This window comes from Variovorax sp. LjRoot130 (genome assembly GCF_964253755.1).
In the GTDB taxonomy this organism is placed as follows: domain Bacteria; phylum Pseudomonadota; class Gammaproteobacteria; order Burkholderiales; family Burkholderiaceae_C; genus Variovorax.
The window spans coordinates 2,538,941-2,552,362 of sequence record NZ_CAXURM020000001.1 but is presented as its reverse complement, the minus strand read 5'-3'; the positions used below and the strand labels follow the sequence as shown (position 1 = coordinate 2,552,362).

Genomic DNA, 13,422 nt, shown 5'->3' with positions numbered 1-13,422 from the left:
ACCACTAAAAAAGAAAGCGTTCTTCGGAACGCTTTCTTTTCGTCTGCACTCAAGAAGATGTAAGCTTCAAGGCAAATAGTCATGCCCGCATCAGCGGGCATTTTTTGTTTGTATTGCATTGCCGCCCGCTTTATTGAAAGTCGACCCATGTTCCAGCGTTTTGTGGCCCTGCTTGCGCTGTCAGCTTCATTGATGACCTTTGCACACGGTCAGGAAGCTCAAACCAATCTCCAGCGCGTGAAGCTGTCCGCGGGCATGTACCAGATCGATGCGCAAGTCGCGCAGACCCCCGAACAGCGGCAGATCGGTCTCATGTTCCGCAAGGAAATGCCGCAAACCGAGGGCATGATCTTCGTGTTCGAGCAGCCCGCGACCCAGTGTTTCTGGATGAAGAACACCCTGCTGCCGCTGACCGCAGCCTTCGTGGCCGACGACGGCCGCATCGTCAACCTGGCCGACATGAAGCCCCTGACCGAGGAGTCGCATTGTTCCGAGGAGCCGGTTCGCTTCGTGCTCGAGATGAACCAAGGCTGGTTCGCCAAGAAGAACATCAAGAAGGGGGCGAAGCTCGGCGGCGAACTGTTTGCGGCCAGGCGCTGAGCATCGCCCGCCCATTAAAAAGCCGACCCGCGGGTCGGCTTTTTTTTGGCAAGCCTCGACTCAGCCGAAGTTCTTGGCCGCGAAGTCCCAGTTCACCAGCTTGGCCAGGAAGGTCTCCACATACTTGGGCCGCAGGTTGCGGTAGTCGATGTAGTAGGCGTGCTCCCAGACGTCCACCGTCAACAGTGCCGTGTCGCCCGTGGTCAGCGGCGTGCCCGCGGCACCCATGTTCACGATGTCCACCGAGCCGTCGGCCTTCTTCACCAGCCAGGTCCAGCCCGAGCCGAAGTTGCCCACCGCCGACTTCACGAAGGCCTCCTTGAAGGCCGCGTAGCTGCCCCACTTGGCATCGATCGCCTTGGCCAGCGCGCCGGTGGGCTCGCCGCCGCCCGCGGGCTTCATGCAGTTCCAGAAGAAGGTGTGGTTCCAGATCTGGGCGGCGTTGTTGTAGATGCCGCCGCTGGACTTCTTGACGATCTCCTCCAGCGGCAGGCTCTCGAACTCGGTGCCCTTTTGCAGGTTGTTCAGGTTCACCACATAGGCGTTGTGGTGCTTGCCGTAGTGGTACTCCAGCGTTTCCTTCGAATACTCCGGCGCCAGGGCGTCCAGCGCGTACGGCAGGGGTGGGAGGACGTGTTCCATGTCTTTTCTCGCGGGTTGGTTGTGGGACGAAGCATTCTAGAAAGGAATCACGTGGCTCGCGTCGGACGCCGTCCCGTCGTACCCGTTCGATTGACCGTCATGTCGACCGTGCCGTCGGCGAGGCGCGCGCGCACCGCGTCGCCGGGTGTCAGGCCTCGCACGCTGGTGACGGCCTGTCCCTGTTCGTTCGTGAGCCATGCGTAGCCGCGCTGCAAGACCAGCGCCGGATCCAGCAGTTGCAGGCGCAGAGCAGCCCGTTCGAGCCGTTCCTTGCGCTGAACCAGGACACGCGTGAACTTGAGCGGCAACTCGGCCTGCAACGCCTGCTGCGCTTGCGCGAGCCGCTGCGTCCTCGAGAGCACGGCGTAGTGCAGTCGTTGCGCATGGTGAGCCAGGCGCAGTTGCTGGCGCGTCACCAGCGTCGAGGGGCGCCCCAGCCGACCCGCGGCCAGATCGAGGCGCTGGCTCAAGACATCGAGGCGCGCGGAAATCGCGTCGCGCAGCCGCTCTTCGAGCAGATCGAGCGCGCCAAGCCACAGATCGCGCGGCGCAGCGACGAGTTCGGCCGCGGCGGTCGGCGTCGGTGCGCGCAGGTCGGCACAGAAGTCGGCGATGGTGAAGTCGGTTTCGTGGCCGACGCCGCTGATCACCGGCACCGGGCTCTGCACGATCGTGCGCGCCAGCGACTCGTCGTTGAAGGCCCAGAGATCCTCGATCGAGCCGCCGCCGCGCACCAGCAGGATCAAGTCGACCGTCGGCTGCAGCGCGTAGAGCGACTGCAGCGAGCGCACCAGCTCCGCCGGCGCACCGGCGCCCTGCACCGCGGCCGGCGCCAGCACCACGGGAATGTGCGGCACGCGGCGGCGCAATGCGCTGACGACGTCGTGCAAGGCTGCTGCGCCGAGCGAGGTCACGACACCGATCGCGCGTGGCATGGCCGGAAGCGGCCGCTTGCGGGCGGGATCGAAAAGGCCCTCGGCCTCCAGCTTCGCCTTGCGCTGCAGGAACTGCTCGAACAGCGCGCCCTGCCCGGCTCGACGCAGGCTTTCGACCACCAGTTGAAGGTCGCCGCGCGGCTCGTACACCGCCAATCGGCCGCGCACCTCGACCTGGTCGCCGTCGCGCGGCGAGAAATCGAGCAGGCCTGCGGCGCGCCGGAACATTGCGCACCGCAACTGGCCGGATTCGTCTTTCAGTGCAAAGTAGCAATGGCCGCTGGCCGCACGCGAGAAGCCGGAAATCTCGCCGCGCACCGCGACCGGATTGAAGCGCGCATCGAGCGCATCGGCCACGGCGCGACACAGTGCACCCACGGCCCAGACCCGCGGTCCCGCCGGAATTGCTTCACGCTCGCTCATGTCGAGGCGGTGTTACAGATGAACAGTCGTCCACAAGCGGGGCGGCGGTCTCCCGGCCGCACGAGGCATCCGCACGACACCCACGACTCCACGTACAAGCCATTGATTTGATTGAAAAAAGTGCTGCTCAAAATTCAGTCGATCCAGCGGAAAGCCCGCCGCGTGTGGCTCCAGATGAGTTGCTCCGCGGGTTAGCCACAAAGTTATCCACAGAAACTGTGCGTCTGAACCTACAGCGAATACAAATCGGAACAATGCTTCGCGCCGGTGGATAATCGCCGCGCATTTGCAGTCCACGGGGCCGGAGGAATACTTGTTTTCGATCATAGTTGCTGCGGGCTGGCCGATCTGGCCGCTGCTCGCTTGTTCGGTGATTGCGCTCGCGCTCGTCATCGAGAGATTCACCAGCCTGAAGACCTCCAAGGTCCTGCCGCCCAAGCTCCTCGACGAGGCCATCACGGTCTCGCGCGCTGCGGTCCCGGGCCCGGACGTGGTGACCAAGCTGGAAAGAAACTCGGGGCTCGGCGAGGTGCTGGCCGCCGGCTTCCGCACTTTGAACTCCAACCCCCTTTCGACCGAAGACGACCTGCGCGCGTCGATGGAATCGGCCGGCCGCGTGGTTGCGCATCGGCTCGAACGCTACCTGCCGGCGCTCGCAACCATCGCGTCGGCGGCCCCGCTGCTCGGGCTGCTGGGCACGGTGATCGGCATGATCGAGATCTTCGGTTCCCAGTCGCCCAGCAACGGCGCGGTCGGCACCGGCAACCCGGCGCAGCTGGCGCACGGCATCTCCGTGGCGCTCTACAACACGGCCTTCGGGCTGATCGTGGCGATCCCGGCTCTGATCTTCTGGCGCTATTTCCGCAGTCGGGTCGACGAGTACCTGCTGAACCTGGAGCTCGCCGGCGAACGTTTTGCGCGTCACCTGAACACGCTGCGATCATGAAACGAATGCATTTCAGCCACGGCTCGCGCGAGGAGCCGGAGATCAACCTGATCCCGTTCATCGACGTGCTGCTGGTCGTGCTGATCTTCCTGATGCTCTCGACCACCTACAGCAAGTTCACCGAGATGCAGTTGCGCCTTCCGGTGGCCGACGTGGAGGCCCAGCGCGACTATCCGAAGGAAGTGATCGTCGCCGTCTCCGCCGACGGACGCTATTCGATCAACAAGACCCAGTTGCCCGACCGCAGCGTGGAGACGGTGGCCGCAGCGCTGAGCGCCGCGGCGAACGGCGGCAAGGACAGCGTCGTGATCATCAGCGCCGACGCCAGCGCCGCCCATCAGTCCGTGATCACGGTGATGGAAGGCGCGCGGCGCGCGGGCCTCATGCAAATCACCTTCGCCACGCAGTCGGCCGCGCAGGCGGGACGCTAGTGCTGCAGCGGGCCTGGCTTCAGCGCGGAATGCTCGCGCGGCTGCTGCGGCCTCTCTCGCTGCTCTATGGCGCTTTGGCCGCAGTCCGGCGCGCGCTCTATCGCCGAGGCATCCTTCAGACCGAGCGCGTCGGCGTGCCGGTGATCGTGGTCGGCAACGTCATCGCCGGCGGTTCCGGCAAGACGCCTGTCGTGATGGCGGTCGTGCGACACCTCCAAGCCCGCGGAATGAAGGTCGGCGTGGTATCGCGCGGCTACGGGCGAGCGACCGACGATTGCCGCGCGGTACAGGACGACAGCGATCCGCGCGAGGTCGGCGACGAGCCGGCGCTGATTCGCCGCTCGACCGCGGTGCCGGTCTTCGTGGCGCGGCGGCGTGCCGAAGCGGCGCGTGCCCTGCTCGCTCTTCACCCGGACACGCAGCTCATCGTGAGCGACGATGGCCTGCAGCACCTTGCGCTGGCGCGCGACCTCGAGATCTGCGTCTTCGACGACCGCGGAACGGGCAATGGCTGGCTGCTGCCGGCCGGCCCCCTGCGCGAGCATTGGCCGCGCCGCTGCGACCTGGTGATCCACACCGGCGCGCGACCCGCCTTCGCCGGCTTCACGGCACGACGTGCGCTGGCCGACCATGCGCTGCGCCTCGATGGCACGCCGGTCCCGCTCGCATCCCTGGCCGCCCGGGCGCTGGTCGCGGTTGCCGCGATTGCAAAGCCCGAGGCTTTCTTCCAGATGCTGCACGAACGCGCCCTGGTACCGCAGCAGTGCATTGCGTTGCCGGATCACCACGATTTCAGCGACTGGACCCCGCCGCCCGGCAGCGCCTACACGCTGATCTGCACCGAGAAGGACGCGGTGAAGCTGTGGCGCCGAGCCCCCGATGCGCTGGCGCTGCCGCTGGTGTTCGAACCCGAGCCGGCCTTCTTCGAAGCGCTCGACGCAAAGCTATCATCGCTCGATGGACACCAAGCTGCTTGAACTGCTCGTCTGCCCCGTGACCAAGGGGCCGCTCACGTGGAATGCCGAGAAGCAGGAACTCGCCTCGCGCAGCGCCCGCCTCGCCTATCCGGTGCGCGATGGCATCCCGGTGCTGCTCGAAACCGAGGCGCGCACGCTTTCCGACGAAGAGCTGGGACTTTGACCTTGCCTTTCGCCGTCCTGATCCCGGCTCGGCTCGCGTCCACACGATTGCCCGACAAGCCCCTGGCCGACATTGCCGGCCTGCCGATGGTGGTGCGCGTCGCACAGCGCGCCCTGCAATCGAGCGCCGAGCGCGTGGTGGTGGCCGCCGACGACGCGCGCATCGTCGCCGCTTGCGAGGCACACGGTGTCCAGGCCCTGCTCACGCGCACCGACCACGCGAGCGGCAGCGATCGCCTCGCCGAGGCCTGCGCGCAGCTCGGTCTGGCCGACGACGCGATCGTGGTTAACGTCCAGGGCGACGAGCCGCTGATCGACCCGGCATTGATCGACGCCGTGGCCCACACGCTGGCCTCGCATCCCGACGCAGCGATGAGCACGGCCGCGCACGCGATCGAATCCCTCGAAGATTTCCTCAATCCGAACGTCGTGAAAGCCGTGCTCGACGCACAGGGCAATGCGCTCTACTTCAGTCGCGCACCGATTCCCTGGTGGCGCGACGGCTTCGCGAAAGGCGGCGTGACGGCGCTGCCGCAGTCACCCGCAGCGCTGCGCCATATCGGCATCTACGGCTACCGCGCCGGCTTCGTACGGCAGTTTCCCAGCCTGCCGCCGGCACCGGTCGAAGCCACGGAGGCACTGGAGCAGCTGCGCGCACTGTGGCACGGGCACCGCATCGCCGTGCACGTGAGCGCCCATGCGCCCGGGCCGGGCATCGACACGCCGGAAGATCTGGAACGCGTCCGCGCACTGCTCTCCAACGCCTGATTTCGTCCCCGCGCAGGCCAAGTCGGCCGCGGAGCGCGTGCTATCCTCGACGCAACTCCGCCCTGCGATCTCCCTCGTGAAACGCATGGCGCGACAGAAATCGAAGAACCGTCCGAGGACACCATGAGACTGATTTTGTTGGGCGCCCCCGGGGCAGGCAAAGGCACGCAGGCAGCCTTCATTTGCCAGAAATACGGCATTCCTCAAATCTCGACCGGCGACATGCTGCGCGCCGCCGTCAAGGCCGGCACACCGCTCGGGCTCCAGGCCAAGGCCGTGATGGATGCCGGCGCCCTGGTGAGCGACGACCTGATCATCAACCTCGTCAAGGAACGCATCGCGTTGCCGGACTGCACCCAGGGCTTTCTGTTCGACGGCTTCCCGCGCACCATTCCGCAAGCCGAGGCCATGCGCTCGGCGGGCGTCAAGATCGACTACGTGCTCGAGATCGACGTGCCTTTTGCCGACATCATCGAACGCATGAGCGGGCGCCGCTCGCATCCGGCGTCGGGGCGCATCTACCACATCAAGTTCAACCCGCCGAAGACCGAAGGCAAGGACGACCTCACGGGCGAAGACCTGATCCAGCGCGAGGACGACAAGGAAGAAACCGTGCGCAAGCGGCTCGAGGTCTACAGCCAGCAGACCCGGCCGTTGGTCGACTACTACTCGGCCTGGGCCAAGGCGGACCCGGCCGCAGCGCCGAAGTACCGCGCCATCAGCGGCGTCGGCACGGTCGACGAGATCACTCAGCGCGCGCTGGGCGCCCTCGGCAGCTGATCAGGCCGGGCTGGAGCGCAGCCCGTAGACCTTGCCGTCGGCGAACAGGTATTCGACGCGCATCACCGGCTCGCCCTTTTCTTCCTTGAAGGTGAAGCCCACTGCCGAGATGGTCGCGCCGGACTTGATCTCCGAAACCTTCCAGGCCTCCATTCGCGTCAGCGGCGCGAGTTCGAGCGTCCACTGGCGATCGGCGCGGCGCGGCGCGGTCGCCTTGGCAAGAAGTCCGGGGCCATCGACCGGCGCGCTCTGCGCGGGCGGCTGTCGCGTTGCGAGGTCTGCCGGCACCTTGAGACCCGGCGGAACCTCGATCACCAGCTCGGCATGCGGGTTCTGCCAACGCGCGCGCACGACCTTTCCTTCCAGGTAGAGCGGACGCTCCTGGTCGAAGCTGCTCCAGCCGTGGTGCGCCCAGGCGAACGGCGCCGCGACGGGAAGGGATGCGGCGGCGATGACGATGCTGCGACGTTTCATCGGAAAAACTCCTTCTTCTCTTCAGTACGCGATCCAGCGGCCGCAGAACACGACGGCCAGCCAGATCGCAGTGGCCAACAACATCTGTACCCGCGCCAGCGCGTCGAGTTTGCGCAAGGACCTTCGCGCGTGGAACCAGCCCGCGTTGCATCCGGCGGCCAGCAACAATCCCATCTTGATCACGAAGGCCCGGTTGGCGAGCAGTTCGGCCGGCTGGGTCGCGAACATCAGCGAGCCGCTGGCCGCCGCCAGCGTGAAGCCGCAGAGCGCGATCGACAGCGACAGCCTGGCCATCGCCTGCACCGGCAAGGCAGCCGCACGTCCGAACACCCGCAGCTCGAGCGCCACGAGATTGCCGAGCAGGAGTGCGATACCGATGATGTGCACCGCCTCCAGCGCCGGATAGGCCCACGAGTGCGATTGCAGAGCGCTGAACATGGCCTCAATCGGCGGCCGGCTGATCTGCCATCAGCTCCAGCACCAGCGCGATGCGCGCCTTGACGGGAGTCAGTGCGCCCGCGTCACGCAAGAGTGCATTCGGCGCCGGCAGGATGCGGCCCTGCGTGCATCGCGTGGCGCGCACGACCGCGATGCCGGCAGCCTGCGCCCGCAGCGCGGCTTCTTCCAGCGCACGGTGCAAGGTGCCGTTGCCGGTGGCCGCGAGCACCAGGCCCTCTACCGGCTCGGCGGCGCCGGACTGGCGCTCGCGAATCAGTGTGTCGATCAGGCTGCCGCGCGCCTCCGCATGACTCATCACGATTTCCACATGGGGCCAGCGGGCGGCATTCGTCATCTGTTCGAAGAGCTCGCGCGCATCTTGTTGCGACGATACCGGCCAGCTTCGGAGGCCGCGCACCGCGCCCTCCTCCACATAGGCCACCGGTCCCGCATCGCCGGAGTCGAAGGCGTCGAGCCGGTAGGTGTGGACCTTCTGGACATCGAAGGCGCTGTGCACCGTGCCCGCGCAGACGGCCACCACGCCCAGCGCGCCGGGGCTGGACGCGACCGCGATCGCATCGCGCACGTTCTGCGGGCCGTCTGGCGACAGCGCGGTCGCGGGCCGCATCGCGCAGGTCAGAACCACCGGCTTCGACGGAGCCAGCACCGACTGCAGGAAGAAGGCTGTTTCCTCCAGCGTGTCGGTGCCATGGGTGATCACGAGGCCCGCTACGTCGGGCTCGGCGAGCCAATGGGCGCAGCGCTCGGCCAGCGTACGCCAGATCGCAAAGCTCATGTCCTTGCTGTCAATCTGCGCCACTTGCTCGGCCGCGAGTGCGATGCCTTCGGGCGCCTCGATGCCGCCCAGCAGTTCCGTCACGCCTACTTGCCCGGCCGTGTAGCCGATGTTGTCGCCGGCCGCCGTAGCGCGGCCGGCGATGGTGCCGCCGGTGCCCAGAACGATCACGCGGCGCTTGCCTTCTCGAAGGGTATCGACCATGTCTTGCCAAACTTCCGGAAACTGGTTAAAAATACAGGTACTGGATATTCAGCCAGTGCCGCAAGGAGTCATCAATGCAGTTCGCCGTCAAGCTTACCGCCCGCCAGCAGCAGATTCTGGACTTGATCCAGAGCGCCATCGCGCGCACCGGCGCCCCGCCCACGCGTGCCGAGATCGCCGCCGAACTGGGCTTCAAGTCGGCCAATGCGGCCGAAGAACATTTGCAGGCCCTGGCACGCAAAGGCGTGATCGAACTCGTGAGCGGCACCTCGCGCGGCATCCGCCTCAAGGGCGACGCACTGCGCTCGCTGAACGAATCGCGCAACAACCAATTCTCCCTGTCGCTGCCCGGCATGGCCCAGCTCGCGCTGCCGCTGATCGGCCGTGTGGCTGCAGGCTCGCCCATCCTCGCGCAGGAGCACGTCGACCAGACCTACTACGTCGAGAACACCCTGTTCCAGCGCCAGCCCGACTATCTGCTCAAGGTGCGTGGCATGTCCATGCGCGACGCCGGCATCATGGATGGCGACCTGCTGGCGGTGCAAGCCACCAAGGAAGCCCGCAACGGCCAGATCGTGGTGGCCCGGCTGGGCGACGAAGTCACGGTCAAGCGCCTCAAGCGCAACAAGCAGGTCATCGAGCTGCATGCCGAAAACCCCGACTACCCCACCATCGTCGTTCAGCCCGGCGAGCCTTTCGAGATCGAAGGCTTGGCCGTAGGCCTGATCCGCAACACGATGCTCATGTAGGGGGTCCAAACCCCGGCCGCGACAGGTGGCGGGCGTATGGCCGAGGGCCATCACCCTGTAGCAGCCGATGAAAGCAATCCTGCCTGTGTTCAACCTCTGACTTTTCTGGAGTTCACATGGGAATCGCTCTTCTCAGCCTTGCTGATCTGTTCATGCCGCTGCAATCGCTGGCCGATCGCTGGATGCCTTCGCGCCGCAGGCGTTCGTCCGGCCTTCGCTATGTCGGCATTCGGCCCAGCTGTGCCTCTGCACCCGCGCCGACGCGTCCCCTGCGCGTGGTGCGCACGGTCGATGCGCAGCGCCCCGGCCAGAACGCGGGCCGCGTCGTGATCTCGGGCCGCATGGCGGACGTCTGCGCCGAACTCGATCGGCTGGCCGCCCTGGAAGCGGCGGACACCGTGCCGCGCGCCAGCCGCCTGCATTGAGCGAGGCGATGCCGATCGGCAATTGAAGCCGTACCGAGCCTGGGTTATCCCCGGGCAGCGTGCGCCTGTGGAACGCAGGGCACGGAGTACGCGGATGGTGCGAGGCACAATGGCATGCCATGAACATTGTGATCCTCGACGACTACCAGGACGCGGTGCGCAAGCTGCGCTGCGCTTCCAAGCTCGACGCGTACGCGGCCAAGGTCTACACCAACACGGTCAAAGGCATCGGGCAGCTCTCGGTGCGGCTCAAGGATGCCGACGTGATCGTGCTGATCCGTGAACGCACACAGATCTCTCGCCAGCTGATCGAGAAGCTCCCCAAGCTCAAGCTCATCTCGCAGACCGGCCGGGTCGGCAGCCACATCGACGTGCATGCGTGCACCGAGCAAGGCATCGCGGTGGCCGAAGGCACGGGCTCGCCGCTGGCGCCGGCCGAACTCACCTGGGCGCTGATCATGACGGCGATGCGCCGCTTGCCGCAGTACATCAGCAACCTCAAGCATGGCGCCTGGCAGCAGTCGGGCCTCAAGTCGGCTTCGATGCCTCCCAATTTCGGGCTCGGCTCGGTGCTCAAGGGCAAGACGCTTTGCATCTGGGGCTATGGGCGCATCGGCCAGCTGGTCGCACGCTATGGGCAGGCCTTCGGCATGCAGGTGGTGATCTGGGGCCGCGAGGAGAGCTGCGCCAGGGCACGGTCCGACGGCTTTCAGGTGGCACCGAACCGGGACATCTTTTTCAGCGTGGCCGACGTGCTGTCGATCCATCTGCGGCTGGCGGAGGAAACACGGGGCCTGGTCACCCTCGAGGATCTGTCGCGCATGAAGCCCACCGCACTGTTCGTCAACACCTCGCGCGCCGAGCTGGTCGAACAGGACGCGCTGCTCGCAGCCCTCAACCGCGGCCGGCCCGGGCTGGCGGCCGTCGACGTGTTCGAGAGCGAGCCGCCGCTGCAAGGCCATGCGCTGCTGCGCCTGGAGAACTGCATCTGCACCCCGCACATCGGCTACGTCGAGCAGGACAGCTACGAGATGTACTTCGGCCAGGCCTTCGACAACGTCGTCAGCTTCATCAAGGGCAACCCCACCAACATCGTGAATCCGGGCGCACTGCAGGTCCGCCGTTGAAACAGCCTGCGCTGCCGGCAGCTTTGTGGGCCCTGCTGGCGGGCAACTTCGTGATCGGGACGGGCGTGATGGTGGTGCCCGGCACGCTCAACGAACTCAGCACCTCGCTGCAAGTCAGCGCGGCTACCGCCGGCCAGTTGATCACCGCGGCGGCCGTCGTGATGTGCCTCGGCGCTCCCTTGCTGGCGGCCGTGGTCGCGGGCTGGGACCGCCGGGTGCTGCTCGCCTGCACCATGCTGTGGTATGCGGCAGGGCATCTTCTCGCGACGCTGATGCCGAACTTCGGCGGGCTGCTGGTGGTGCGCATGCTGACGGTCGTCGCGCCCGCGATCTTCACGCCGCAGGCGGCCGCCTGCGTGGGTCTGCTGGTGCCGCCCGAGCAGCGGGGCCGCGCCGTCACCTTCGTTTTTCTGGGATGGTCCATGGCCTCGGTGCTGGGCCTTCCGCTCGGCACGCTGATCGGCGGTCATTTCGGCTGGCGCACCGCGTTCGCGACGATCGCGCTCCTGTCGATCCTCAGCGCAGCCTGGATCTGGCGCAAGCTCCCATCGGGCATCCGGCCGGCCGCGCTGTCGCGCGCGGCCTGGGCCCAGGTGCTCAAGAGTCCGCTGCTGATGGGCGTCGTCTCCGTCACCGCGCTGCAAGGCGCGGGCCAGTTCGTTCTGTTCAGCTATTTCGCACCCGTCCTCAAGCAAGTGCTGGGCGCGGACGCCACGGCACTGGGCCTGATGTGGGGCTGGTTCGGCGTCTGCGGCCTGCTCGGCAACATGCTCGTGAGCCGGTACATCGACCGCATGGGCGCCTCGCAGATGGTGCTGCTCACGACCTCGCTGATCGCGCTGAGCCTTCTTCTGTGGCCTCTGGGCGTGACGCTCGCGGGGCTGGCGCTGATCATCGTGCCCTGGGGCTTCGGCTGCTTCGCCACCAACTCGGCTCAGCAGGCACGCCTGGTCTCGATGGCGCCCGCGCTCGCGCCGGGCTCGGTGGCGCTCAACAGTTCCGGCATCTACGTGGGGCAAGCGGTGGGTGCCGCAGCCGGAGGCTGGCTGCTGGCCCATGACGCGATCGCCTGGATGAGCTGGGCGGGCCTGGCGATGGTGCTCTGCGCGCTGGCGCTCAGCCTGGCCGTCGACCGGGCGCAACGCCGCGCCCCGGCGTTCAGCGCTTGACCGGCTTGGGAGCTATCTCCGCCTCGGTGGCCGGATCGAAGAGCTCGAAATCGATCACGTGGGGATCGCTGGACGGTGCGGGCGGCGGCTTCGGCGTTTCGATCGGCGCTCGCATGGTTTCGAAGGCCGTCTTGTCGAATTCGGCGAGGTCCAGGTCGATGTCGGGCTTGGCGCGCGGCACCGGTGCGGCGCCTGCGGGAGGCGCCGGAAGCGGCGCATCCGGCACCAGCACGGTCTCATGGTGCAGGTGGTCGTCGATGGCGCCGTAGATCGAGGGGGGCAGCGTCGGGGCGTACTCGACGGCCTCGGGCGCGCTCTCGCGATCGAGCGGCGCAGGCGTCGTGGCCAGCTGGTCGTGGCCGAAGGTATCGACGAAGGAGTGCGGCGTGACGGGCGCAGGCGGTGCGCTGTTCGGATCGATCACTTCCTTGGCCACGGAATAGAGCAGCAGCAGCTCCTGGTAGGCCGCCAGGTCGAAGGCCTCGTCCTCGTGCGCGCCGGGCTTGCGGAATATCAGCTCCTCGATCAGCGCCAGGGTGCCCGGCGCAGGCCACTGCGATTCGATGCGCGCGAGGGTGCTGCGATAGTGTTCGAGACCCTTGCCCGTCTCGTTGAAATTCTCGAACGCCGGGACGTCGGCGTTGAAGGCCCGTTCGAATTCCTCCGCCAGGCGCGCATAGTCCTCCTTGCGCCCCAGCGAATGAAAAATCCGCAGCAGGTCCAGGTAGGCCAACGCGCTGGTGCCGGGATTGGTGGCGATGTGTTCGCGCAGCACCGCGATTGCCTGGTCGTGCTGGCCGAGCGAAAGGAAGAAGTCCGACTGCTGCTGCACGTCGAACAGCTCTTCGGTGTTGACCGGCCGCACCGGCGCGCCATCGGGCGTGCGTGCCGGCTGGGGTTCGGAATCGCCGAAGCCGCTGTCGTCGTCGGGCTCCAGGGCTGCAAAGGTCGCCGCGCCGAAGCTGGTGGCGTTCGCGCTGCGCCGCGGCGGCGGTACGGAGTCGACGTCCGGCTCCTCGTCGAGCAGTGCGCGCAAGGAACTCGGCCGCGTGGGACCGCCCTCGCCCTTCGACGGCGTCTCGCCCCACCAGGCCGGCGCTGCGGCTCGGCGCGCCATGCGCCACAGCAGCACGATCGCCACCAGCGCGATCAGCAACAGGGCGATCAGCGCGTAGACCAGTGGATTGCGGTAGCGGCTGTCGTGCGCCTGCGCGAGCTCGCTGCGCATCTCGAGCAAGGTGCGCTGGTTCTGCGCCGTCTGCTCGCGCAGCGCGGCCAGCGTGGCTTCCAGCGCTTGCATGCGTTGGGCCTCGCGCTGCGCCGCTTCGGGGTCGATGTTGAGCGCGCGCCACTCGGCGGCGGCCGCGGCGCGGCGC

The 13,422-nt window shown here is 66.9% G+C and carries 17 protein-coding genes; 11 read left to right on the top strand and 6 right to left on the bottom strand.

Annotation, left to right across the window (positions count from 1 at the left end; all coding sequences use genetic code 11):
• Positions 1-147: 147 nt before the first annotated feature.
• A complete protein-coding gene (locus tag ACSQ86_RS12780; protein WP_093107745.1) occupies positions 148-600 on the top strand; it encodes a DUF192 domain-containing protein in 453 nt (150 codons plus the stop codon).
• Between the two features lie 60 nt (positions 601-660).
• Here ACSQ86_RS12780 and ACSQ86_RS12775 read toward each other — a convergent pair whose 3' ends face one another.
• A complete protein-coding gene (locus ACSQ86_RS12775; RefSeq protein ID WP_093107747.1) occupies positions 661-1,242 on the bottom strand; it encodes a superoxide dismutase in 582 nt (193 codons plus the stop codon).
• 47 nt (positions 1,243-1,289) lie between these two features.
• Positions 1,290-2,600, bottom strand: a complete 1,311-nt coding sequence (xseA, locus tag ACSQ86_RS12770; protein WP_436308922.1) for an exodeoxyribonuclease VII large subunit — start codon at positions 2,598-2,600, stop codon at positions 1,290-1,292.
• A 313-nt stretch (positions 2,601-2,913) separates the two neighbouring features.
• On the opposite strand from xseA, the gene ACSQ86_RS12765 reads away from it, so the two are divergent.
• The 6 genes from ACSQ86_RS12765 (at position 2,914) to adk (ending at position 6,664) form a co-directional block, all read left to right on the top strand.
• Positions 2,914-3,546, top strand: coding sequence for a MotA/TolQ/ExbB proton channel family protein (locus ACSQ86_RS12765; RefSeq protein WP_436303886.1), 633 nt, complete (start codon positions 2,914-2,916; stop codon positions 3,544-3,546).
• A 5-nt stretch (positions 3,547-3,551) separates the two neighbouring features.
• The gene (locus tag ACSQ86_RS12760) at positions 3,552-3,977 is read left to right on the top strand and encodes an ExbD/TolR family protein (protein ID WP_093107753.1); all 426 of its coding nucleotides are present in this window, start codon (positions 3,552-3,554) and stop codon (positions 3,975-3,977) included.
• Between the two features lie 29 nt (positions 3,978-4,006).
• Positions 4,007-4,954, top strand: coding sequence for a tetraacyldisaccharide 4'-kinase (lpxK, locus tag ACSQ86_RS12755; RefSeq protein WP_436308921.1), 948 nt, complete (start codon positions 4,007-4,009; stop codon positions 4,952-4,954).
• Positions 4,935-5,117, top strand: a complete 183-nt coding sequence (locus ACSQ86_RS12750; RefSeq protein WP_093107755.1) for a Trm112 family protein — start codon at positions 4,935-4,937, stop codon at positions 5,115-5,117. Before lpxK ends, ACSQ86_RS12750 begins: the two co-directional genes overlap by 20 nt.
• A gap of 2 nt (positions 5,118-5,119) precedes the next feature.
• Positions 5,120-5,884, top strand: a complete 765-nt coding sequence (kdsB, locus tag ACSQ86_RS12745; RefSeq protein WP_093107757.1) for a 3-deoxy-manno-octulosonate cytidylyltransferase — start codon at positions 5,120-5,122, stop codon at positions 5,882-5,884.
• Between the two features lie 123 nt (positions 5,885-6,007).
• The gene (gene adk, locus ACSQ86_RS12740; protein WP_436308920.1) at positions 6,008-6,664 is read left to right on the top strand and encodes an adenylate kinase; all 657 of its coding nucleotides are present in this window, start codon (positions 6,008-6,010) and stop codon (positions 6,662-6,664) included.
• Here the strand turns inward: adk and ACSQ86_RS12735 are convergent, their stop codons facing one another.
• The 3 genes from ACSQ86_RS12735 to ACSQ86_RS12725 are packed head-to-tail and all read right to left on the bottom strand — an operon-like array spanning position 6,665 to position 8,576.
• Positions 6,665-7,138, bottom strand: a complete 474-nt coding sequence (locus ACSQ86_RS12735; RefSeq protein WP_436303883.1) for a DUF6152 family protein — start codon at positions 7,136-7,138, stop codon at positions 6,665-6,667.
• A 21-nt stretch (positions 7,139-7,159) separates the two neighbouring features.
• Positions 7,160-7,576: a hypothetical protein gene (locus ACSQ86_RS12730; protein WP_436303882.1), complete on the bottom strand. Its 417-nt coding sequence runs from the start codon at positions 7,574-7,576 to the stop codon at positions 7,160-7,162.
• Positions 7,577-7,580: 4 nt separating this feature from the next.
• On the bottom strand, positions 7,581-8,576 hold the full coding sequence (locus ACSQ86_RS12725) for an asparaginase (RefSeq protein WP_436308919.1): 996 nt from the start codon (positions 8,574-8,576) through the stop codon (positions 7,581-7,583).
• Positions 8,577-8,650: 74 nt separating this feature from the next.
• On the opposite strand from ACSQ86_RS12725, the gene lexA reads away from it, so the two are divergent.
• The 4 genes from lexA (at position 8,651) to ACSQ86_RS12705 (ending at position 12,046) form a co-directional block, all read left to right on the top strand.
• The gene (lexA, locus tag ACSQ86_RS12720; RefSeq protein WP_093107767.1) at positions 8,651-9,325 is read left to right on the top strand and encodes a transcriptional repressor LexA; all 675 of its coding nucleotides are present in this window, start codon (positions 8,651-8,653) and stop codon (positions 9,323-9,325) included.
• A gap of 116 nt (positions 9,326-9,441) precedes the next feature.
• Entirely contained in the window at positions 9,442-9,750 is a 309-nt protein-coding gene (locus ACSQ86_RS12715; protein ID WP_436290523.1) for a hypothetical protein, read from the top strand.
• Positions 9,751-9,869: 119 nt separating this feature from the next.
• The gene (locus ACSQ86_RS12710; RefSeq protein WP_436303880.1) at positions 9,870-10,877 is read left to right on the top strand and encodes a D-2-hydroxyacid dehydrogenase family protein; all 1,008 of its coding nucleotides are present in this window, start codon (positions 9,870-9,872) and stop codon (positions 10,875-10,877) included.
• Positions 10,874-12,046, top strand: coding sequence for an MFS transporter (locus ACSQ86_RS12705; RefSeq protein ID WP_436308918.1), 1,173 nt, complete (start codon positions 10,874-10,876; stop codon positions 12,044-12,046). Before ACSQ86_RS12710 ends, ACSQ86_RS12705 begins: the two co-directional genes overlap by 4 nt.
• Here the strand turns inward: ACSQ86_RS12705 and ACSQ86_RS12700 are convergent.
• Positions 12,036-13,346, bottom strand: a complete 1,311-nt coding sequence (locus tag ACSQ86_RS12700; protein ID WP_436303878.1) for a type IV pilus assembly protein FimV — start codon at positions 13,344-13,346, stop codon at positions 12,036-12,038. The genes ACSQ86_RS12705 and ACSQ86_RS12700 overlap by 11 nt on opposite strands.
• Between the last annotated feature and the right edge of the window lie 76 nt (positions 13,347-13,422).